Origin of the sequence: Enterobacter sp. ENT03 (assembly GCF_019218745.1) — a bacterium.
Lineage (GTDB): Bacteria > Pseudomonadota > Gammaproteobacteria > Enterobacterales > Enterobacteriaceae > Enterobacter_D.
The window spans coordinates 127197-150152 of record NZ_JAHUXA010000012.1 but is presented as its reverse complement, the minus strand read 5'-3'; the positions used below and the strand labels follow the sequence as shown (position 1 = coordinate 150152).

At 58.2% G+C, this 22956-nt stretch carries 16 protein-coding genes; 8 read left to right on the top strand and 8 right to left on the bottom strand.

Going from position 1 to position 22956, the window contains the following annotated elements:
* Positions 1–157 precede the first annotated feature (157 nt).
* Entirely contained in the window at positions 158–1597 is a 1440-nt protein-coding gene (gene aldA / locus KW828_RS15695; protein ID WP_218337233.1) for an aldehyde dehydrogenase, read from the bottom strand.
* Between the two features lie 198 nt (positions 1598–1795).
* On the bottom strand, positions 1796–2605 hold the full coding sequence (locus tag KW828_RS15690; RefSeq protein WP_218337232.1) for a YdcF family protein: 810 nt from the start codon (positions 2603–2605) through the stop codon (positions 1796–1798).
* A 296-nt stretch (positions 2606–2901) separates the two neighbouring features.
* Here KW828_RS15690 and KW828_RS15685 point away from each other — a divergent pair, with 296 nt between their 5' ends.
* From KW828_RS15685 to KW828_RS15675, 3 genes are read left to right on the top strand one after another with little or no spacing between them, the layout of a single operon-like run.
* A complete protein-coding gene (locus tag KW828_RS15685; RefSeq protein WP_218337230.1) occupies positions 2902–4557 on the top strand; it encodes an MFS transporter in 1656 nt (551 codons plus the stop codon).
* 44 nt (positions 4558–4601) lie between these two features.
* Positions 4602–5681 carry an HlyD family secretion protein gene (locus KW828_RS15680; RefSeq protein WP_218337228.1) on the top strand — a complete coding sequence of 360 codons (1080 nt, stop codon included), beginning with the start codon at positions 4602–4604 and terminating at the stop codon, positions 5679–5681.
* Complete coding sequence (locus KW828_RS15675) at positions 5681–7057, top strand: efflux transporter outer membrane subunit (protein WP_218337227.1); 1377 nt, start codon at positions 5681–5683, stop codon at positions 7055–7057. The genes KW828_RS15680 and KW828_RS15675 overlap by 1 nt, the downstream gene beginning before the upstream one ends.
* A 251-nt stretch (positions 7058–7308) precedes the next feature.
* Here KW828_RS15675 and hrpA read toward each other — a convergent pair whose 3' ends face one another.
* Positions 7309–11211 (bottom strand): ATP-dependent RNA helicase HrpA, encoded by a 3903-nt coding sequence (hrpA, locus tag KW828_RS15670; RefSeq protein ID WP_218337225.1) that lies wholly within the window; start codon positions 11209–11211, stop codon positions 7309–7311.
* A gap of 202 nt (positions 11212–11413) precedes the next feature.
* On the opposite strand from hrpA, the gene azoR reads away from it, so the two are divergent.
* Entirely contained in the window at positions 11414–12019 is a 606-nt protein-coding gene (azoR, locus tag KW828_RS15665) for an FMN-dependent NADH-azoreductase (RefSeq protein WP_218337224.1), read from the top strand.
* A 334-nt stretch (positions 12020–12353) separates the two neighbouring features.
* Here azoR and KW828_RS15660 read toward each other — a convergent pair whose 3' ends face one another.
* The 3 genes from KW828_RS15660 to KW828_RS15650 are packed head-to-tail and all read right to left on the bottom strand — an operon-like array spanning position 12354 to position 16065.
* Positions 12354–13220 carry an aldo/keto reductase family oxidoreductase gene (locus KW828_RS15660; protein WP_218337223.1) on the bottom strand — a complete coding sequence of 289 codons (867 nt, stop codon included), beginning with the start codon at positions 13218–13220 and terminating at the stop codon, positions 12354–12356.
* A gap of 20 nt (positions 13221–13240) precedes the next feature.
* A complete protein-coding gene (locus tag KW828_RS15655) occupies positions 13241–13429 on the bottom strand; it encodes a YnbE family lipoprotein (protein WP_218337221.1) in 189 nt (62 codons plus the stop codon).
* Positions 13426–16065 (bottom strand): YdbH family protein, encoded by a 2640-nt coding sequence (locus KW828_RS15650; RefSeq protein WP_218337220.1) that lies wholly within the window; start codon positions 16063–16065, stop codon positions 13426–13428. The genes KW828_RS15655 and KW828_RS15650 overlap by 4 nt, the downstream gene beginning before the upstream one ends.
* Before the next feature lie 167 nt (positions 16066–16232).
* Here KW828_RS15650 and KW828_RS15645 point away from each other — a divergent pair, with 167 nt between their 5' ends.
* Both KW828_RS15645 and hslJ read left to right on the top strand, forming a co-directional pair.
* Positions 16233–17222 (top strand): 2-hydroxyacid dehydrogenase, encoded by a 990-nt coding sequence (locus tag KW828_RS15645; protein ID WP_218337219.1) that lies wholly within the window; start codon positions 16233–16235, stop codon positions 17220–17222.
* A gap of 113 nt (positions 17223–17335) precedes the next feature.
* Complete coding sequence (gene hslJ / locus KW828_RS15640; RefSeq protein WP_218337218.1) at positions 17336–17758, top strand: heat shock protein HslJ; 423 nt, start codon at positions 17336–17338, stop codon at positions 17756–17758.
* Here hslJ and KW828_RS15635 read toward each other — a convergent pair whose 3' ends face one another.
* A complete protein-coding gene (locus KW828_RS15635; protein ID WP_218337217.1) occupies positions 17759–18025 on the bottom strand; it encodes a DUF333 domain-containing protein in 267 nt (88 codons plus the stop codon).
* A 173-nt stretch (positions 18026–18198) separates the two neighbouring features.
* Positions 18199–18849 carry a metal-binding protein ZinT gene (gene zinT / locus KW828_RS15630; RefSeq protein WP_218337216.1) on the bottom strand — a complete coding sequence of 217 codons (651 nt, stop codon included), beginning with the start codon at positions 18847–18849 and terminating at the stop codon, positions 18199–18201.
* Between the two features lie 217 nt (positions 18850–19066).
* Here zinT and nifJ point away from each other — a divergent pair, with 217 nt between their 5' ends.
* Both nifJ and KW828_RS15620 read left to right on the top strand, forming a co-directional pair.
* Positions 19067–22591, top strand: a complete 3525-nt coding sequence (gene nifJ / locus KW828_RS15625) for a pyruvate:ferredoxin (flavodoxin) oxidoreductase (RefSeq protein ID WP_218337215.1) — start codon at positions 19067–19069, stop codon at positions 22589–22591.
* A gap of 149 nt (positions 22592–22740) precedes the next feature.
* Positions 22741–22953: a KTSC domain-containing protein gene (locus KW828_RS15620; RefSeq protein WP_218337214.1), complete on the top strand. Its 213-nt coding sequence runs from the start codon at positions 22741–22743 to the stop codon at positions 22951–22953.
* Positions 22954–22956: the final 3 nt, after the last annotated feature.

Below are 22956 nucleotides of genomic sequence, written 5' to 3'. Positions count from 1 at the left end.
GTACGTAATGACATGGTATCTCTCGCATCCCAGGGCATAAGCGACTCCATAAACGCGTTCTTATGCCTTAGTTGTAAGTGTCTACCATGTCCCCGAACAAGTGTTCATGATGTCCCCGGACTGTACAACGGGAGAGGGCCGGGGTGAGGGGCAACCATCAACTCTGCAAATAGACCATCTGGGTTTGCAGATACTCGTTTAGCCCGTGACGCCCGTCGGCACCGCCGATGCCCGATTTACGCCAGCCCGCGTGGAACCCCTGCATCGCTTCGAAGTTTTCGCGGTTGATGTAGGTTTCCCCGAACTTCAGGCCGCGCACGGCTTTCATCGCCACGTTGAGGTTGGCGGTGTAGATCGAAGACGTCAGCCCGTAGTCGCTGTCATTGGCCATCGCCAGCGCTTCATCGAGGGTATCAAAAGCCACCACCGGCAGCACCGGGCCGAAGGTTTCTTCGTGCATGATGCTCATCTCCTGGCGCACGTCCACCAGCAGCGTGGGCGGATAGAAATAACCGCTGCCTTCCACCGCTTTCCCGCCGAGCACCAGGGTTGCCCCCTGCGCAACGGCGCGCGCCACCTTCTCTTCCACCCGTGCCAGCGCCGCGGCGTTGATCAGCGGCCCCATGGCAATATCATTACGCTGCGCCGGATCGCCAAACTGCACGGCTTTCATCGCCTCGCCCAATTTGTTAACAAAGCGGTCGTAAATGCCTTTTTGCACATAGACGCGCTCGGCGCAGTTACAGACCTGCCCGGCGTTGATGATGCGTGAATCGACAATGGCTTTCACCGCCAGCGTCAGATCCGCATCGTCCATCACAATGGCCGGGGCTTTACCGCCCAGCTCCAGGCACACTTTGGTGATATTTTTGGCTGCCGCCGCCATGATCTTCTCCCCCGCGCCGACGCTACCGGTCATGCTGACCATCGCCACTTTTGGGTTGCCCGCCAGCTCCTGCCCGACGGTTTCCCCCCGGCCCAGTACCAGGTTAAACACGCCCCGCGGCAGACCGATTTCATCGACGATTTTCGCAAAGGCGATGGCGTTGTTTGGCGTAAACTCACTGGGTTTAATCACAATGGTGTTACCGGTGATCAGCGCCGGAGCCAGTTTGCGGGCAATCAGGAAGAACGGGAAGTTCCACGGCAGAATGCCGGTGGTCACGCCGAGGGCGCGTTTAAAGACGAAAATGTTCTCGCCCGGACGGTCACTTTGCAGGATCTCCCCTTCGTAGCGCCGCGCCCACTCCGCCATGTAGTCGATGTAATCCGCGGTAAAAGCCACTTCAACATCTGCCAGCTGCTGAATTTTGCCGCCTTCGGCGACGATGAGCTGGCTGATTTCGCTGGCGCGCTCGCGGATCCCCGCAGAGATTTTGCGTAACCAGCCCGCACGTTCGATAGCCGGCAGCGCTTCCCAGGCAGGCTGCGCACGTTCTGCGGCATCAATCGCTTTGCGGGCGTCCTCTGCCGTACCGTCCGGGATACGGGATAACAACGCTTCCGTTGACGGGTTAACCACGTCGATCCACGCGTCGCCCTGCCAGGTGACAAACTGACCATCGATATACATCGGGTGTAGTACGGGTGCTGTCATGACCTGCTCCTGTAATAACATTGTTTTCAACAAGTAAATTCACTGTTAAAAATCTACAGGCGTTGCGGTCATGGCCTGGCTTAATCAGCTGATTATGTGAGACATCTCATAAAAGCACGAGGGATTTGCGACAAAAGTATGACCTGCGGCGGGACGCGAATGCCCGTTTGCGCGCTGATTGTCGCAAACGGGCAAGAGTTAACGTAATGCCCGATCGCGCAGGGCGGCGTTGAGGGTGTCATCGGTCTGTAAGGTGCGCCAGGCGGCGTCCACGTGAGCAGGAAAATCGACGTGGGCGATAAAGTTGCGCCCGCGCGGTCCGTAACCCTGCTCATCATCCCGCAGGCGCGGGACTTCACCGAGCATCAGCGACAGATAACGGTCCACCGCCCACAGGCCCTCTTCGCGCGGGCGCGGGGTAAAGCTCAGGCCGCGCTGGCCATTACGCAACTGCGGCGTAAAACCGGGCCAGCTCAGGAAGTGAACCTCTCGCGGTGTTGCGGCGGTGAGATGCGCGAAGGTCGCCATCGTGCGCCGCTGCATGGTCGGATCCTGCACCACCAGCACTGTGCGTGCCTGCGGCAGCTTCGCCTGCAACAATTCACAGGAGAGACGCGCGTTTTCGCCGCAGTTCGTCGATTTATCCTCCAGAAGAATGCGGTCGCCCGGAATGCGCCAGAACTGGCGGGCGATGTCAGCGATGATCGCCGCTTCAGAACGCCCGGTCGTGCGGATGACGTTATAGCGCGGGTGGCGCGCAATGGCGGCATACAAAAACGGCGTGGAATGGCCAATGCCGCCGCTGATCAATAGCGGGGCGTGGTCGCGGGCGGCGACCTTACAGGCCGCATCGATGGTCGGGATCACGGCGTTCCCCGCCAGAATAACGCAGTCGGCATGGACCGGATGCGGTTTACCGGCAAAATCATTCAGTGCCAGCCACTGGCCAAGCGTATTGACCGCCGTCAGCGTGGTTTCCGGCAAGGTGGGAAAGCGGGTAATGATCATGCAAATCTCCTTTCAGGAACCCTCCTGTAGGGTACGATGGCGTCGCGATATAAACAGAGGATCACTCCTAATCCTCCGTGTAACGTCCCGGATTATATCGTGATCCTTCTTAATAACCGCTATGCAGATAACGGTTTCAAAGCCTGTCAGGTTATTGCCGGGTATGTGTGACAACGTCACCCAAAATATTCATTATAAATATTGAATTACCTTAATTAATTGACTTGAATTATCATTCGCGGGCACTATAAAATCCTTAGCCGCCTAATTATTCATTGTCGTTATCTGGAAGCCCGATGCGTTTGCCCAAAAGCGATCCTTATCAGCCAAGAGAATGGGCGCCGCATGAAAAGCCCATGCTTTTAGGGTCGCCCTCGACCCCCTTTCACAGCACGCCCAGACGCATCGCCTATGGCATTGTCGGGCTGCTGGTGTGCCTGACCGGGGCGCTTGGTAACGCAATGGTCGCCGCCAACCTGCAAAATTTGCAGGGCTCGTTTGCCGCCTGGTCGACAGAAATTGCCTGGCTGCCGACGGTTTATGTGATGACCAACATCTCCATTAACCTGCTGCTGGTGAAATTCCGCCAGCAGTTTGGCCTGCGCGCTTTTACCGAAGGCTTTCTGGTGCTTTACGTGCTGGTGACCTTTTTCCACCTGTTCGTCAATGACCTCAGTTCCGCCCTGATGGTGCGCGCCGCGCACGGGATGGTGGCGGCGGCGCTGAGTTCGCTGGGCATTTATTATCAGATTCAGGCCTGGCCTGCGAAACACCGATTAAAAGCGCTGACCATCGGCATTACCGGCGCGTCGATGGCGATCCCCATCGCCCGCCTCTTCTCGACTGAGCTGCTGCAAATCGACGAATGGCGCGGGCTTTACCTGTTTGAACTGGGCCTGGCGCTGATCTCGCTGGCCGGGGTGATCCTTCTCAAGCTGCCGCCGGGGGATCGCCAAAAGGTGTTCGAGAAAAAAGATTTCATCACCTTTATGCTGTTTGCCCCCGGTATGGCGCTACTGTGCGCGGTGTTGTCCCTGGGCCGACTGGACTGGTGGTTTGAAGCGCCGTGGATTGGCTGGGCGCTGGCGGGCGCGCTGGTGCTGATAGTCAGTGCCATTGTCTTTGAGCACAACCGCAGCAACCCATTGCTGAATACCCGCTGGTTATCCAGCGGCAGTATTGTGCGCCTCGGGCTGATTATGGTGCTTATCCGTATTGTGCTGGCGGAGCAGAACACCGGCGTGATCGGCTGGCTGCAATATGTCGGCCTGCAAAATGAACAGATGACCTCGCTGGCCTGGTCGATTTTTGCCGGTATTGTCTGCGGCATCGTCATCAGTTGCCTGACCATCAAACCGCAGCGCCTGACCTGGCCGATTGTCACGTCGCTGGTGGCGATGATTATCGCCTCCCTGCTCGACAGCCAGTCCAACAGCCTGACCCGGCCGGAGCAGCTCATGGTCAGCCAGTTCCTGCTCGGCTTTGGCAGCGCCTTTTTCCTCGCCCCGGCGGTGCTGGCCGGGATCGGCGGCGTTATTGCCGACCCGCGCAACCTGGTGAGTTTCTCCGTGTTGTTTGGCATCAGTCAGAACCTCGGCGGGCTGCTCGGCTCGGCGATCCTCGGCACCTTTCAGGTCTGGCGCGAGAAATATCACTCCAGCGTGCTGGCTGAACAGCTCACCACCCTGAACCCGCTGGTGAATGACCGCATCCAGCTCTACAGTCAGATGTATCAGAGCCAGATCCGCGACAGCACCCTGCTGAACGTGCAGGCGATCAATCAGTTACAGACTGCCAGTTCATTGCAGGCGAATATTCTGGCCTATAACGATACCTATTTGCTGACGGCGACCATCGCGGCCTGCACCCTGCTGTGGATCCTGTGGCGCTTACTGCGTCTGCGCATTACCGCGCATCTGGCCCTGAAACGGGCGATGCGGCAAAAAGCATAAAAACGGAACATTGAAATGAAACTGAGATTACGACAGGAGTGGTTATGAGTCAGCAGGATGCCGCCAAAGAGCAGGCGAATACGCGCAGCAATTTGCGCGTGGTTTCCATTTTTGCCGCTGCGGCGATTGGTATCGTGGGCGCACTGGTGATCCTCTACGCCTGGCAACTGCCCCCTTTCACCCGTCACAGCCAGTTTACCGATAACGCCTATGTGCGCGGTCAGACGACGTTTATCAGCCCGCAGGTCAATGGCTATATCACCGATGTTAAAGTCCAGGATTTCGCCATGGTGAAGCGCGGTGATCTGCTGATGCAGATCGACGACCGCATCTATACCCAGCGCGTCCACCAGGCGCAGGCGCAGCTGGCGATGAAAATCGCCGCGCTGAACAATAATCTGCAACAGCGTAAAAGCGCCGAAGCGGTGATCAAACGTAACGAGGCCGCGCTGGAAAACGCCCGCGCCCAGAGTATGAAAAGCCAGGCGGATCTGAAACGAGTGAAAGCGCTGGCGGCGGATGGCTCGCTGTCGGTGCGTGAGCGTGATGCTGCCCTCGCCAGTGCCGCCCAGGGCAGCGCCGATATTGATCAGGCCCGCGCCACGCTTGAGATGTCGCGCCAGGATCTGCAAACGGTGATCGTCAATCGCGCGTCGCTTGAGGCCGATGTGGAAAGCGCCCGCGCCGCGCTGGAGCTGGCGCAGATCGATCTGCAAAACACGCGCATTGTCGCGCCGCGCGACGGACAGCTTGGACAAATTGCCGTGCGACTGGGGGCCTACGTCACTGCCGGGACGCATCTCACCTCGCTGGTGCCACCGCAGCACTGGATCATCGCCAACGTCAAAGAGACGCAGCTGGCGACCATGCGCGTGGGCCAGCCGGTGCATTTCACCGTTGATGCGCTCAACAACGAAGCCTTTAGTGGTCGCGTGCAGAGCATTTCCCCTGCCACCGGCGTCGAATTCAGCGCGGTAACCCCGGACAACGCCACCGGTAACTTCGTGAAGATCGCCCAGCGCATTCCGGTACGCATTGAGATCGACGGTAAGCCGGAACAGCTACAGCGTTTGCGTCCAGGGATGTCGGTACAGGTGACTATTGATACCCGGGAGGCAAAATAATGACCTTCCGTCCTGTCTGGCTGGCGCTGACCCTGGCGCTGGCGGGGTGTCAGTCGGTTGACGTCGCCCCGGCCCGCCCGTCGTTAATCATTCCCGCCGAGTGGCGCACCGCCGTTGGCCCGCAAAGCCCGGTGGAAGGCGTCTGGTGGCGCAACTTTCACGACAGCCAGCTTAATGGGTACGTGGAACAGGCGCTGCGCCAGAACAACGACATTCTCATCGCCCGCGAGCGAATAAATGAATATCAGGCGCGCATTTATGCCGCTGAGGGCAATCTGTTTCCGACGCTTGATGCCAGCCTGGGCGGCACGCGGGCGCGTTCGCAGTCTGCCGCCACCGGGCAACCGGTGCACAGCACGCTGTACAAAGGCGGCTTAACGGCGAATTACGATGTGGATCTGTGGGGCGCGAACCGCAGCGCCACGGATGCGGCGCGGGCGTCACTGGCGGCGCAGAAAGCCGCCGCCGCTGCCGCCGATCTGACGGTCGCCTCATCGGTGGCGTCGGGCTATATCACGCTGCTGTCGCTGGATGAACAGCTGCGCGTCACGCAGTCAACGCTGGCGGCGCGGGAGGAAGCCTGGAACCTCGCTAAACGGCAGTTTGAAACCGGCTACAGCTCGCGACTGGAGCTGATGCAGTCGGATTCGGAGCGTCGCGCCACCCGTGCGCAGATCCCGCAGTTACAGCACCAGATCAGCGAGCAGGAAAACGCCCTTAGTCTGCTGGCTGGCGGTAATCCCGGCCCGGTGCCGCGCGGTGCGTTTGATCGGCTAAGCCCATTGCCGGTCCCGGCGCAGTTGCCCTCCACGCTGTTAAATCGTCGCCCGGATATTGTGCAGGCGCAGCAGGCCTTGATCGCTGCCGATGCCTCACTGGCGGCGTCGCAGGCGCAACTGCTACCGTCGATCAGTCTGACGGCGGGCGGCACCTGGCAGGCGGATACGCTACCGGCGCTGCTGGAGAACCCGCTGCGCTTGTGGAGCGTCGGCGGCAGTATTCTTGCGCCGCTGCTTAACCGTCAGGGGCTGAATGCGCAGGTGGATGTGTCGATGTCCCAGCGTAATCAGGCGCTCTACAACTATGAAAATACCGTGCGCAATGCGTTTAAAGAGGTGAACGACAGCCTCGATGCCATTGCGCGTCTGCAAGAGCAGTTAGACGAGTTACAGCAACAGGCAACGGTGGCGCAAGAAGCGCTGCGTATCGCCCACAACCGTTACCGGAATGGGTATGCCTCGTATCTGGATGAGCTGGATGCGCAGCGCACGCTCTATTCGGTGCAGACCAGCGTGGTGCAGGTGAAGAATAATCTGTTGCTGGCGCAGGTAGATTTATACCGGGCGCTGGGCGGCGGGTGGACCGGCGGAAAGTAATTTGGCGTGGTTTGCCCGGTGGCGCTGACGCTTACCGGGCCTACTGGAATGGTGATGTGATTTGCCCGGTGGCGCTGGCGCTTACCGGGCCTGTGGGAATGGTGACGTGATTTGCCCGGTGGCGCTGGTGCTTACCGGGCCTGTGGGGGTGGTGACGTGGTTTGCCCGGTGGCGCTGCGCTTACCGGGCCTACAAATGACTTGCACGATGCGTGGTAGGCCGGGCAAGACAACGTCGCCGCCCGGCACCCATCACGCGGCGATCTGCTCCATCGCCTGCAAAATACGCTTATCGGAGATCGGGTACGGCGTGCCGAGCTGCTGGGCGAAATAGCTCACCCGCAGCTCTTCGATCATCCAGCGGATCGCTTTTACGTCGTCATCCTCGCGGCGGGCGGGTGGTAGCTTGTTCATCCACTGCTGCCAGGCCCGCTGCACACTCTCCACTTTCAGCATCTGCGCGCGATCCCGGTGCGGATCCACCGCCAGCTTCTCCAGCCGTTTTTCAATGGCATTCAGATAACGCAGCGTATCGCCCAGACGTTTAAAGCCGTTGCCAGTGACAAACCCGCGATACACCAGATTGTTCATCTGCGCTTTAATATCTGACAGCGCCAGCGCCATGGTCATATCGACGCGCCCTTTCAGGCGTTTGTTGATGTTGAACACGGCGGTCAGGATCTGCTCGACCTGCTTCGCAATCTCCACCACCGTCTCGTTAAGTTCCGCCCGGACTTTTTCGTGAAGCCGTGCATAGCCCTCTTCTGTCCACACCGGGCCGCCCGCGTCAAAGATCAGCTTATCAACGCCGCAAGAGATGCAGTCGTCAATCAGATCCAGCACTTTACCGTACGGGTTAAAGTACAGGCCCAGCTTGGCTTTGTTCGGCAGCTTCTCATGCAGATATTTGATCGGCGACGGAATATTCAGCAGTAACAGACGGCGCAGTCCGCGCCACATCTGCTGTTGCTGCTCCAGCGGATTATCGAACAGCTTGATAGCCACACTGTCGCGCTCATCCACCAGCGCCGGCCATGCCTTCACTTTGTAGTTGCCGCGTTTTTGCTCGTAGCTTTCCGGAAGCTGACCGAAACTCCAGATATGCAGCCCGCTCTGCTCGATACCGTCGTCGGCCACCGCCGACAGGGTTTCCTGCACTTTGCCTTTCAGCGCCTCTTTCAGCGCCGTCAGATCGCGGCCTTCCTGCAGTTTCTTGTTCTTGTCGTCCACTACGCGGAAGCTGATTTTCAGGTGATCCGGCACCTGATCCCACTGCCACGCCTCGCGGTCAACGGTCACGCCGGTCATGCGACGCAGTTCGCGCTCCAGCGCATCCAGCAGCGGCAGCTCCAGCGGCGTCACGCGGCCTAAAAAGGCTTCGGCATAGTTCGGCGCGGGAACAAAGTTGCGGCGTACCGGCTTCGGCAGAGATTTGATCAGCGCGATAATCAGTTCGCGCCGCAGCCCTGGGATCTGCCACTCAAACCCGGCGTCCTCTACCTGATTTAACAGCGGCAGCGGAATGTGTACCGTCACGCCGTCGGCGTCGGCACCCGGTTCAAACTGGTAGCTCAGGCGCAGCTTGAGGTTGCCCTGATGCCAGAAGTTCGGATAGTCAAGCTTGCTGACCTGCTCCGCGCCCTCTTTGATCAGCATGTTCTTTTCAAAGTTCAGCAGATCCGGCGTTTCACGGCTCGCTTTCTTCCACCAGCTATCGAAGTGGCGGGCGGAAATCACCTCGTGGCTGATGCGCTGGTCGTAAAACTCAAACAGCGTGTCGTCGTCCACTAAAATGTCGCGGCGGCGCGATTTGTGCTCCAGCTCTTCCACTTCGGAGCGCAGCTTCAGGTTGTCGCGGAAAAAGGCGTGGCGCGTCTGCCAGTCACCTTCCACCAGCGCATGACGGATAAACAGCTCGCGGCACAGCATCGGGTCGATCTGGCTGTAGTTCACCTTGCGTGCGCTGACGATCGGCAAACCGTAGAGCGTGACCTTTTCCGTCGCCATTACCGCGCCCTGCGCCCGCTCCCAGTGCGGTTCGCTGTAGGAACGCTTGATCAGATGCTGCGCTACCGGCTCGACCCATTCCGGATCGATACGCGCGGCGATGCGTCCCCATAAGCGGCTGGTTTCCACCAGCTCGGCGACCATCGTCCACTTCGGCGGCTTTTTGAATAATCCGGAGCCGGGGAAGATGGCGAAACGGGCGTTACGTGCGCCGGTAAATTCCTGCTTATCGGCGTCTTTCATGCCGATATGCGATAGCAGGCCGGTCAGCATGGCGATATGAATTTCACGGTATTCCGCCGGTTCACTGTTCACCGGTATGCCCAGCTCTTTCACCACCTGCCGCAGCTGGGTGTAAATATCCTGCCATTCCCGCACGCGCAGATAATTAAGGTATTCGGTGCGGCACAGACGGCGGAAGCTGTTTGAGGACAGCGCTTTTTGCTGCTCGCCAAGGTAGTTCCACAGATTCACAAAGGCGAGGAAATCGGACTCTTTGTCGTGGAAACGGCGGTGTTTTTCGTCCGACGCCTGTTGCTTGTCCATCGGTCGCTCGCGCGGATCCTGAATGGACAACGCCGAGGTGATGATCATCGCTTCCCGCACACAGCCCAGTTTTTGCGCTTCCAGCACCATGCGCGCCAGACGCGGATCCACCGGCAACTGCGAAAGCTGGCGGCCCTGAGGCGTCAGCTTATACGCCGTTTGCTGTTCATCGGTGGTGATCGCCCCCAGCTCTTCCAGCAGACGCACACCGTCCTGAATATTGCGCTTGTCCGGCGCTTCAACGAACGGGAACGCGGCGATGTCGCCCAGCCCCAGCGCGGTCATCTGTAAAATGACCGACGCCAGGTTGGTGCGCAGAATTTCGGGATCGGTAAATTCCGGACGCGACAGGAAATCATCTTCCGAATAGAGCCGGATACAGATCCCTTCAGAGACACGACCACAGCGACCTTTACGCTGGTTCGCTGACGCCTGGGAGATCGGTTCAATCGGCAGGCGCTGCACTTTGGTACGGAAACTGTAGCGGCTGATGCGCGCCGTGCCGGGATCGATAACGTACTTGATGCCCGGTACGGTGAGCGAGGTTTCCGCCACGTTGGTCGCCAGCACGATGCGCCGTCCGCTGTGGGACTGGAACACGCGGTTTTGCTCGCTGTTCGACAGCCGGGCATACAGTGGCAGCACTTCGGTATGACGCAGATTAAGTTTGTTGAGCGCATCGGCGGTGTCGCGGATCTCCCGCTCACCGCTCAGGAAAATCAAAATGTCGCCAGCGCTTTCACGCCCCAGTTCGTCCACGGCGTCAAAAATAGCCTGAAGCTGGTCGCGCTCGGTGTCGTCTGCCTCTTCCACTATCGGCCGGTAGCGCACTTCCACCGGATATGTACGGCCAGAGACTTCGATGATCGGCGCGTTATCAAAGTGGCGGGAAAAACGTTCCGGATCGATGGTCGCCGAGGTGATGATGACTTTCAGATCCGGGCGTTTCGGCAGCAGTTCTTTGAAATAGCCGAGCAGAAAATCGATGTTCAGACTGCGCTCGTGCGCTTCGTCGATAATGATGGTGTCGTACTGCATCAGCAGGCGGTCTTGCTGGATCTCCGCCAGCAGGATCCCGTCGGTCATCAGCTTGACCATGGTGTTGTCGCTGATGTGATCGCTGAAACGTACTTTATAGCCGATGCAGCCACCCGGCTCGCTTTTCAGCTCCTCGGCAATACGGCTGGCCACGGTACGCGCCGCCAGTCGACGTGGCTGCGTATGGCCGATCAGCCCGGTAACCCCGCGCCCCAGCTCCATGCAGATTTTCGGCAACTGGGTGGTTTTCCCGGAGCCAGTCTCCCCGGCAACGATGACCACCTGGTGATCGCGAATAGCTTCCAGAATGTCCTGTTTCTTCTGGCTGACCGGCAGATTATCCGGGTAGGTGATCGCCGGACGCGCGGCAATGCGCAGGCGAACTTTTTCGGCCGCCTGTTCAATTTCCTGCGCCATCGTCTGGTAGATGGCCTGTTGCGCGTCAGGATTTTTAACTTTTCTGGCCCCGTGCAGACGGCGCGCGAAGCGCTGTTTGTCGCGCAGCATTAGCGTCTCAAGCTGTTGATTGAGGGCGGAGAAAGTGAAATTTTGTTGTTCTGTCATAAGGTTATCGGGCAGCACACTGCCGGGAAAATTTCTCTGTTGCATTTACTGTAGATTATCACATTGCCGCATTCTTTGGCTTATTCAAAAAATTCGAACAATGAAATCGATATATTGCGCTATTCATGGCGGCAAATTGTGAATAGAGTGAGCGTAATTATTGAGGCTAAACCTCAACATACATTCATAAAAGGAATCACCCATGAGTAAAGTATTAGTGCTTAAGTCCAGCATCCTGGCAGGTTACTCTCAGTCTGGTCAGCTTTCCGACTATTTTGTTGAACAGTGGCGCAACAAGCACCCTGCCGATGAAATCACCGTGCGCGATCTGGCGGCTAACCCGGTGCCGGTACTGGATGGCGAACTGGTTGGCGCGCTGCGCCCTTCCGACGCCCCGCTGACGCCGCGTCAGCAGGAAGCCCTGAAGCTGTCTGATGAACTGATTGCTGAACTGCAGGCCCATGACGTTATCGTCATCAATGCCCCGATGTACAACTTCAACATCCCGACGCAGCTGAAAAACTACTTCGACCTGATTGCCCGTGCTGGCGTGACGTTCCGCTACACCGAGAAAGGCCCGGAAGGTCTGGTGACCGGCAAACGTGCGGTGGTGGTTTCCAGCCGTGGCGGTATTCATAAAGATACCCCGACCGATCTGATTGCCCCGTACCTGAAAGTCTTCCTCGGCTTTATCGGCATCACCGACGTAAACTTTGTGTTCGCAGAAGGCATTGCTTACGGCCCGGAAGTGGCGACCAAAGCGCAGTCTGACGCGAAAGCCGCCATCGACAGCGTAGTGACAGCGTAACGTTTTGATGATTTATGCCCGGCGGCGCTACGCTTGCACGGGCCTACGGTTCACGAAACAACCTGTATTTATGCCCGGCGGCGCTGCGCTTGCACGGGCCTACGGTTCACGAAGTAACCTGTATTTATGCCCGGCGGCGCTACGCTTGCACGGGCCTGCGGTTCACGTAGCAACCTGTATTTATGCCCGGCGGCGCTGCGCTTGCACGGGCCTACGGTTCACGAAGTAACCTGTATTTATGCCCGGCGGCGCTACGCTTGCACGGGCCTGGGGTTCACTAAGCAACGTGTATTGTAGGCCCGGTAAGCGCCAGCGCCACCGGGCAATTCACACCTTACCCGCCAATACTCTCAAGCGTAGCCAGCACCTCTTTTGATAATTCCAGTTCTGCCGCCGCCATATTTTCACGCAGATGCGTGACTGACGACGTGCCCGGAATCAACAGGATATTTGGCGAACGACGCAGCAGCCAGGCCAGCGCCACCTGCATGGGCGTCGCATTCAGGCTCGCCGCCACCTCAGACAGCGTGGAGGACTGCAACGGCGTAAAGCCGCCCAGCGGGAAGAACGGCACGTAGGCGATACCATCACGGGCGAGCGCGTCGATCAGCGCGTCATCCTCACGATGCGCAATGTTGTAGAGATTCTGCACGCACACCACCTCCACAATGTCACGCGCTTCGGCGACCTGAGTGGCGGTGACATTACTCAGACCAATGTGTTTCACCAGCCCCTGCTGTTGCAGATCTGCCAGTACCCGCACATGCTCCGCCAGCGACCCTTCCGCCGGGCCATGCCCGTCACCGAGCATCGAACGCAGGTTCACCACGTCCAGCGCCTCCACGCCCAGATTACGCAAATTATCGTGTACCGCCTGTTTCAGCTCATCGGCGGAAAACGCTGGCAGCCAGGCCGCCTTCTCATCGCGACGTGCGCCGATTTTGGTGACGATCACCAGATCGTCCGGGTAAGGATGCAGCGCCTCGCGGATGATACGGTTGGTGATGTGTGGACCATAAAAATCGCTGGTATCAATATGATTAACGCCGAGCGCAATGGCTTCGCGCAGCACCGCCAGCGCCGCGTCATGATCTTTCGGCGGGCCGTAAACGCCAGGACCGGCAAGCTGCATTGCGCCGTAGCCCAGACGGTTGACGGTCATTCCGCCGAAGGTAAAGGTGTTTGCTGTGGTGTGCGTCATAACGATCCTTCCTGCATGGGTTATAGTAAATCGCTGCGCGTCTTCAGCAGCGTTTCGACGTCTTTATCCGCTTTTATATGAATATCGTGGTCGATCTTCACATTCATATTGATGGTGATCGGCGTGGACGGCGCCGCCACTTCAATGCGCGGCGTGCAGCCGGTAAGCAACATCAGCGGCGCGCACAGCGCGATTAATCGGAATTTCATTGTCTTACCTCACATTCCTTGCCAGGCGCGCAGCGGTTATCCGGCACTGTCGCATGTTGTTCAAGCCATGACTGCAAATTGTCGCCATAACGTAAACTGCGCCATAACGTGAAGACATTTTCTTCATGGTTATAGTTCAGATTGACCGCATTGCTTTTGCCATCAACGTAACTGATGCCTTTCAGGGCGGCGCGCATCTTCATCACGCCGTGATTATCCAGATCGATATGCGTCCAGGAGTGCGAAATCTCCATATAGCGTAGCCAGCTAATCGCCGCGCCCGCTGCAATATTATCGTGCACCAGCGCGTCGGCGGTGTCTTTATCAAGACGTAGCGTCAGTGCACCCGGATTGCTCAACCAGCCATCCTTGATGATCCATTTATCATTATTCAGCCACAGCGGCAGTGCGCCGTTCAGCGCGCCGGACATGGCGAACTGTTTGGTATTCACGGCACTGATAATTTCGCTGGCGGAAATATGCTCCAGCCGCAACAGCGCCGCGTCGTGCTGCGGCATACGCAGCTGGCGGAGGGTGATTTTCCCGCCGAGCATATCGACGCTGACGTCGCTCAGGCGCAGCGGGTTTTCGTCGCTCCACGGATACGCGCCCTGCAAATCGGCGGTGAAGTTTTTCGCCGTCACCTGATTGACGATTTCGCCAATGCGCAACGTGACGGGCCCGCGCGTGCCCAGTTGCCAGGTCCCCTCACTAAAGCGGAACGGCAGCACAAAGTCCACGCCTGTTAACTGATTGTCGGGCATCCACGCGCTGCCGCCCTTGAGCACGCCGTGGCCCCCGGCTTCGAAACCTTGCCCGGCGGCGGCGGAAAAAGCGATCTGCGCGTACATTTCGCCGTCGCGCAGGGCCATTTTCCAGTCTGGCGGCACCAGCGGCTGAAAGACGTTCAGTGCCTGGCGCGGCCACCACGCCTGCCCGCGCAGCCGTTCGCCGTCCCAGCGGCCGTTAACCCGCACCGGGCCGATCGCCTGTGCGTGGAGATCGCCTTTGAACTGGAAGACCGTCGGTTCGCGTCCTTCAACGCTGAATTTTAGCGTCGAGGGCGGTAATACGCTGCCGCCGCTGAAGGTGGTTTGCGCGGCGTCGAGAGACAGTGCGCCGCTGAACTGCGGATGCTGTTCGTCACGCTGCCAGCGGATTGGCGTATCCAGCACCAGCCGGGGTTTATCCACATGCATGGTGCCATACTGTAGCTGGTCGAAACCGGTGGAGAGATCGGTCAGCAGGATCACGTCATCGCGCCACTCGCCTTTACCGGCGACATCCCAGCGCGCCTGCATCGGCGTGAACTGGCCTGCGCCCCAGTAGCGCCACTGCCACAGGCCGTTATCCGGCAGGAAGTCATGGGCCTGGCCGTCAAGATGCAGAGTAAAATCTCCCATCTGGTTTTCATGGGCGCGCAGAATGGCCTGTAAGCGACCATCAATGCCGCGCTGGGTGACTTTCACGCCTGCCAGCGGCCAGCGCACTTCATCAATATTCAGGGAATCAATAATGGTACCGCGGGAGCGCAGCAGCGCGCCGGGGCTGAACGCCAGCAGCGGATCGGTAAGACTGCCGCTCAAATGGGCCGGTAACACGGCGTACAAAATTAAATCGTTTTGCTTGGCCTCGCCGGTCAGTTGCAGAGGCAGATCGCTGTTCTCAAGGCTCAGACGCCCTGGCCCGATGGTAAGCACCGCGTTGCCTTTACCCGCATCGCCCTGGGTCAGCACGTTCATCCGGCCACTGATTTCAGCGCCGTCCAGCCCCGCCTGCCAGTTTTTAATGCGCAGACCGACCCGCCCGCTTAACGGAATGCCCTGATACGGCCAGTTCCAGCGGCCATCGCTGATGGTGAGCTGCTGCGGTGTGATTTGCCACGGAAGATCAAGCAGTGGATCGGCGGCGTCGCGCGCCATGACGATCAGTTGGCCCTCGTTGTCGCGCCATTCGATTTCCGCCTCCACGGGGTCCGGGCTTTGCGGCAAGCGCAGCGTGGTGGCAGCGTGGCCGTTAATCGGTAGCCCGTCCGGCACCAGCGGCAGTGTGAATTCCCCGGCGAGGCTCAGGGGCGGCTGATTTTCAGCGAGTTTAACCGCGAATTGTTCCACCTTCAGCGCCTGCCCGTCCAGTTGCGCCTGAACCGTGACGCGCTCGCCGTCGTAGCGCAGTTGCTGGCGCGCGGGTGTCAGCGCGAGGGCGATTTTTCCTTCCCACTGCTGCCAGGGGGTGATCGTCAGCTTATCGATATTGACCCAGGTATAAGGCAGCATGGACTGCCACTGCGCGAGGGTGCGCGGCGCGCCGGGCGATGGCGTGGTCTGCGGCAGTTTTTTCAGACAGGCAGAATTGAGCACCAGCGTGCCAATATTCAGCTGCCAGCGGCTCGGATGCGTTAACGCTGCGTTTTTAATCTGCGCCAGTGGGCAGTCGTCCACCAGATAAAGTAAATCAGGAATTTGCAGCGCGTGCCGCGTCAGGCGTGGGCTCTCTTCAAACGCGATGCGCGTACCGACCGGTAACCAGATCCCGGCCAGCCCCGGCACCCAATGCGCCAGCGTCATTAGCAGCGTAAGCGGCAAGAGTATGAACAGTAAGAGCAGCGCGAGCGCAACTTTGTATATACCCTTCATGGGTAGTTAATATCCTGATTTGGCATCAATTTTCTGTCTTTCCGTGGCCTTATTGTGGCATGCTTACACACATTGGTGAAGTGAATGCTTCTGATAGCTTATAAGCGTAGATGTTCTAAAATTATTCATTACGCTGGATTGATTTTACAATCACTGGAGAAAGTCTTATGAAACTCGCCGTCTATAGCACAAAGCAGTACGATAAAAAGTATTTGCAGCATGTTAACGAGCATTATAACTACGAGCTTGAATTTTTTGACTTTCTGCTGACTGAGAAAACCGCGAAAACCGCCCATGGTTGCGATGGCGTCTGCATTTTTGTGAATGATGATGGCAGCCGTCCGGTACTGCAAGAACTGAAAAATCATGGTGTGAAGTTTATCGCGCTGCGCTGCGCGGGCTTTAACAACGTTGATCTTGAGGCTGCCAAAGAACTCGGACTGAAAGTGGTTCGCGTCCCGGCCTACTCCCCGGAAGCCGTGGCAGAACATGCCGTGGGGATGATGATGGCCTTGAACCGTCGTATTCACCGCGCGTATCAGCGTACCCGTGATGCCAACTTCTCGCTGGAAGGCCTGACCGGATTCACCATGTACGGCAAAACCGCAGGCGTGATCGGCACCGGTAAAATCGGCGTGGCGGCGCTGCGTATTCTGAAAGGTTTTGGTATGCGTCTGCTGGCGTTTGATCCCTATCCGAGTGAGGCGGCGCTGGAGCTGGGCGTGGAGTATGTGGATCTGCCGACGCTGTTTGCCCAGTCGGATGTGATCTCCCTGCACTGCCCGCTGACCGAGGAAAACTATCATCTGCTGAACCGCTCGTCGTTTGAGCAGATGAAAGACGGCGTGATGATCATCAATACCAGCCGTGGCGGCCTCGTGGATTCCCAGGCGGCGATCGAAGCGCTGAAAACCCAGAAAATCGGCGCGCTGGGGATGGACGTGTATGAGAACGAACGCGATCTGTTCTTCGAAGACAAATCCAACGACGTGATCCAGGATGACGTGTTCCGCCGTCTGTCTGCCTGTCACAACGTGCTGTTCACCGGGCATCAGGCGTTCCTGACGGCCGAAGCCTTGATCAGCATTTCAGAAACCACGCTGGAAAACCTGCGTCAGCTTGAGAAAGGCGAAAATTGCCCGAACGCGCTGGTCTGATCCCGTCTTTTGCTCCCCCTGGTGTGGGGAGCGCTTTCAGATTTTCCTGCAAGACAACCTTATGACGCCTGATAAAATCGGCGCTCGATCACGGAGAATATCCAGGGAGTTTTATGAAGTCTTTTATCGCATTAACCGCAGCCACGTTGCTGCTTGCTGGCTGTGCCCGTGACGGCAAAGTCTCTGTGACGCCGGATGAACTTATGCATCACCGCTTTGTGCTGCAAACCGTTAACGGTGCCGCAATTAATCCTGAGGGCAATCCGCCAGAAATCAGTTTCGGTGAGAAAATGCATCTCTCCGGCCTGATGTGTAACCGCTTCACCGGTCAGGGCAAGGTGTCCGACGGCGCGCTGTCAGCGAAAAATATGGCGATGACGCGCATGATGTGTGCCGATCCGCAGCGTAACCAGCTGGATCAGACCTTCAGCAAAATGATGAATGAAGGGGCTCAGGCCGACCTGACCGGCAACCAGCTGACGCTGGCAACCGCGGAGCAGACGTTAATCTTTAAACTGGCCGACCTGGGGCAGTAATCAGTACGTGCCGCACGTGCCTGCAGCAAGCGATTGTTCACTACAACGTTTACCATTGGGCAGTGCGCACATGCCGGTGGCAGAGCCATCAAGCTGACGCGCGATAGACAGCGATCCGCCGATCATTGCACAGCTGGCCTCACCGGAACTGGTCATAGCGGCTCTTAAGCCTGGCGCGACATGCGCCGCCGTGGCCTGCTGAACCGGCTCGCTGCTGCACGCCGATAACAGCATCGCTGCACACCCTACCCATAATCCTGCACGCATTTTTTCTCCCCCATCGATTTAGCAAAACCTATGCATCATAGGCAGCCCGGCGGCTGACGTCGAGAGCCAGAGCGCGCTTTTTCTGCCCTGCCATGAGAATTTACTCATTTTGCGGCGCGGCTCCCATGTCCTTCAGCGCATAAAAAAACCCGCCGTAGCGGGTTTAGGCCATCTTAGTGATGCAGCATCTCATCTACCACCTGCGCATTGGTCAGCTGATATGGGTAATAGGTCGGCCAGTTATCCATCTCTTTTAGCAGCGCGTCCTGGGAGGAGTTGCCGGTAAAGATATGGTAATGCGCTGATTTACGCGGGCCGATAGTGTGATCGCTAAACTGCACGAACTTCGGCGCGTTGCTGCTGGCGTCCTGACATTCAAACAGATAGCGCACGCCCTTCTTACCGGAGGTATAGGTGAGGATTTTGTAACCTGCATACTCGTATTTACAGGCGTTAACGACATTGCCGGTGTGGAATTCCATCACACCGTTTTCAATGCCGATGGTATCGACGTTCGTGGCATAACCTTTGCGGTAATACGCTTTGATCTGGTCTGCGGTTTTGCTTTTGTCTTGCTCGGCTTTTTTCTTAAAGACCGGATCCAGCTCGCCGCTTTCCAGCAGCGGGTAAACCGACTGCCACACGCCGTCCCAGTCGCTCAGGCTGCGGTCTTTCACGTCACTGTCCTGGAATACGCCGTTCGCTGCTTTTTGTTCCATTTCGCTCAGCGCTTTCCCGTGCGCATGCTGACCGTGCGCCAGCGTCTGCCCGCTCAGTAATAGCGCACCCAGTGCTATCGCTACTGTGCCATAGTGTTTTGCCAAAATGTTACCCTCATTAAGATTTAGAAATGTGGATGTTATAATATAACAATTAACTATTCAAGCGCACCCCGGCTAAACGCCAGTTCATTGACCGGAGTTATGACGAGTACACAAAAGCGAAAATGGCTTTACCGGGGATTTGCTAAAATAGAAGGATAACTACAGGGCACGCTGGTGTTATGCGTGTCCCTTTTATTGCGCAATGTAAGGGTGTCCTATGATCACAACTGACGGTAATGGCGCAGTCGCCTCAGTGGCGTTCCGCACCAGCGAAGTTATCGCCATCTACCCCATTACCCCCAGTTCGACCATGGCTGAACAGGCCGATGCCTGGGCGGGTAACGGCCTGAAAAATGTCTGGGGCGATGTCCCGCGCGTGGTGGAGATGCAGTCGGAAGCGGGCGCGATTGCCGCCGTGCACGGCGCGCTGCAAACCGGGGCGCTCTCCACCTCCTTTACGTCATCGCAGGGCCTGCTGCTGATGATCCCGACGTTGTATAAGCTGGGCGGGCAATTGACGCCGTTTGTGCTGCACGTCGCGGCACGCACTGTCGCCACCCATGCGCTGTCGATCTTTGGCGATCACTCTGACGTGATGGCGGTGCGCCAGACCGGTTGCGCCATGCTGTGCGCCAGCAGCGTACAGGAAGCGCAGGATTTCGCGCTGATTTCCCATATCGCAACGCTGAACAGCCGCGTGCCGTTCATTCATTTCTTTGATGGTTTCCGCACCTCCCATGAAATCAACAAAATCGCCCCGATTGCCGATGAAACCATTCGTGCCCTGCTCCCGCAGGAGGCGATCGCCGCCCACCGCGCCCGGGCATTAAACCCGGAGCATCCGGTGATCCGTGGTACCTCGGCGAACCCCGACACCTATTTCCAGTCCAGGGAAGCCACTAACCCGTGGTACAACGCCGTTTACGATCACGTTGAGCAGGCGATGGACGATTTTGCCGCCGCCACGGGTCGCGCCTATAAGCCGTTTGAATATTACGGTCACCCGCAGGCGGAGCGCGTCATTATTCTGATGGGCTCGGCGATCGGCACCTGTGAAGAGGTGGTCGATGAATTACTCACCCGCGGCGAAAAAGTCGGCGTGCTGAAAGTGCGGCTGTACCGCCCGTTCTCAGCACGGCATTTGCTGTCGGTATTACCGGAAAGCGCGCGCACTATTGCCGTGCTGGATCGCACCAAAGAGCCGGGCGCCCATGCGGAACCGCTCTATCTCGACGTGATGACCGCGCTGGCGGAAGCCTTCAACAATGGCGAACGCGATGCCCTGCCGCGTGTGACTGGCGGGCGCTACGGCCTCTCCTCGAAAGAGTTTGGCCCGGACTGCGTGCTGGCGGTATTTAATGAATTGCAGGCGGCGAAGCCAAAACCGCGCTTCACCGTCGGCATTTACGATGACGTCACTAACCTGTCGTTACCGCTGCCGGAGAATACCCTGCCATCAAAAAACAAGCTGGAGGCGCTGTTCTACGGCCTCGGCAGCGATGGCAGCGTGTCGGCCACCAAAAACAATATCAAGATCATCGGCAACTCCACGCCGTGGTACGCCCAGGGCTATTTCGTTTACGACTCCAAAAAAGCCGGCGGTCTGACGGTGTCGCACCTGCGCGTCAGCGAGCACCCGATTAACGCCGCTTACCTGATTTCGCAGGCGGATTTTGTCGGCTGTCACCAGTTGCAGTTTATCGATAAATACCAGATGGCCGAGCGCCTGAAACCCGGTGGCATTTTCCTGCTCAACACACCTTACGCGCCGGATGAAGTCTGGGCGCGTCTGCCGCAGGATGTGCAGGCGGTGCTGAACCAGAAAAAAGCGCGGCTGTGGGTGGTGAATGCCGCCAAAATCGCCCGCGAATGCGGCCTCGGCGCGCGCATCAACACCGTGATGCAGATGGCGTTCTTCCATCTGACCAATATTCTGCCGGGTGACACCGCGCTGACCGCCCTGCAGGGCGCGATCGCCAAAAGCTACAGCAATAAAGGCACGGAACTGGTGGAGCGTAACTGGCAGGCGCTGGCGCTGGCCCGCGAGTCGTTGTCGGCGGTGCCGCTACAGGCGGTGAATGCCGCCAGCCCGCACCGCCCGTCGGTGGTATCCGACGCCGCGCCCGATTTTGTGAAAACCGTGACTGCCGCGATGCTGGCCGGTCTGGGGGATGCGCTGCCCGTCTCTGCCCTGCCGCCGGACGGCACCTGGCCGGTGGGCACCACACGCTGGGAAAAACGCAATATCGCTGAGGCGATCCCCATCTGGAAACCGGAGATCTGCACCCAGTGTAACCACTGCGTCGCCGCCTGCCCGCACTCCGCCATTCGCGCCAAAGTGGTGCAGCCGGAGTCGATGGAAAACGCCCCTGCCAGCCTGCAATCGCTGGACGTCAAATCCCGCGATATGCGCGGCCAGAAATACGTGTTGCAGGTCGCGCCGGAAGACTGCACCGGCTGTAATCTGTGCGTCGAGGTGTGTCCGGCGAAAGATCGCCAGAACCCGGAGATCAAGGCCATCAATATGATGTCGCGCCTGGAGCATGTGGAAGAAGAAAAAGTGCATTACGACTTCTTCCTCGATCTGCCGGAAATCGACCGCACGTCGTTTGAGCGCATTGATATTCGTACCTCGCAGCTGATCACACCGCTGTTTGAATATTCCGGTGCCTGCTCCGGCTGCGGTGAAACGCCCTATATCAAACTGCTGACGCAGCTCTACGGCGACCGTATGTTAATCGCCAACGCGACCGGCTGTTCGTCGATTTATGGCGGTAATCTGCCGTCCACGCCGTACACCACCGATCGCCATGGCCGGGGTCCGGCATGGGCTAACTCGCTGTTTGAAGATAATGCCGAGTTCGGGCTGGGCTTCCGTCTGACGGTGGATCAGCATCGCCAGCGCGTGATGCGTCTGCTGGAAACCTTTGCGGATCGCATTCCTGCTGACCTTAACGATGCGCTGCACGCCCCTGCCACGCCGGAAGTACGCCGTGAACAGGTCGCGGCCCTGCGTCAGCATCTTGCCGCTACCGAAGGCGCGGAAGAGCTGCTGACCGACGCCGACGCGCTGGTGGAGAAATCTATCTGGCTTATCGGCGGTGACGGCTGGGCGTATGACATCGGCTTTGGCGGGCTGGATCACGTGCTGAGCCTGACCGAGAACGTCAATATTCTGGTGCTGGATACGCAGTGTTATTCCAACACCGGTGGACAGGCGTCGAAAGCCACGCCGCTGGGCGCGGTCACCAAGTTTGGCGAGCACGGTAAACGTAAAGCCCGTAAAGATCTGGGCGTCAGCATGATGATGTACGGCCATGTCTATGTCGCGCAGATCTCACTGGGGGCGCAGCTTAATCAAACGGTGAAAGCCATTCAGGAGGCGGAAGCGTATCCGGGACCGTCGCTGATCATCGCCTACAGTCCCTGCGAAGAACACGGTTACGATCTGGCACTAAGCCACGATCAGATGCGGCAGTTGACCTCGACCGGCTTCTGGCCGCTGTACCGCTTCGATCCGCGCCGCGCCGACGAAGGCAAAGTGCCGCTGGCGCTGGATTCCCGGCCACCGTCCGAGGCGCTGGCGGATACGCTGATGAAAGAGCAGCGCTTCCGTCGTCTGAACGCCCAGCAGCCGGAGGTCGCAGAGCAGTTATGGAAGGACGCTGCCGCCGATCTGCAAAAGCGTTATGACTTCCTGGCGCAGCTCGCCGGTAAAGCAGAAAAAAATCCTGCCGAATAAACCGGGATCCGGGCCGCCGTCTGGCCCGGAACACACCAAAGCCCGGGATCTATCGGGCTTTATAGCCCCCTAAAAAACCGTTATTTCGTCACCCGATACGCTATTTAAATGATAATCTTGATGAATGCCATGCTGTTAAGGACAAGACCGTGCGCCATCACCCCGTAAAATCATCGCGAATCGCCTCCGTCGGGTACGAAGAAAGCACCCGCACGCTGGAGGTGCGGTTCCACAATAAAAGCGTTTACCAGTATCACGGCGTCCCCTCGCGCATTTTCAGCGTCTTTCTGACGGTGGTATCAAAAGGCCGCTTTTATGATGGCGTGGTGAAAGGGAAATACCCGGAGCACCGCATCGCCTGAGCG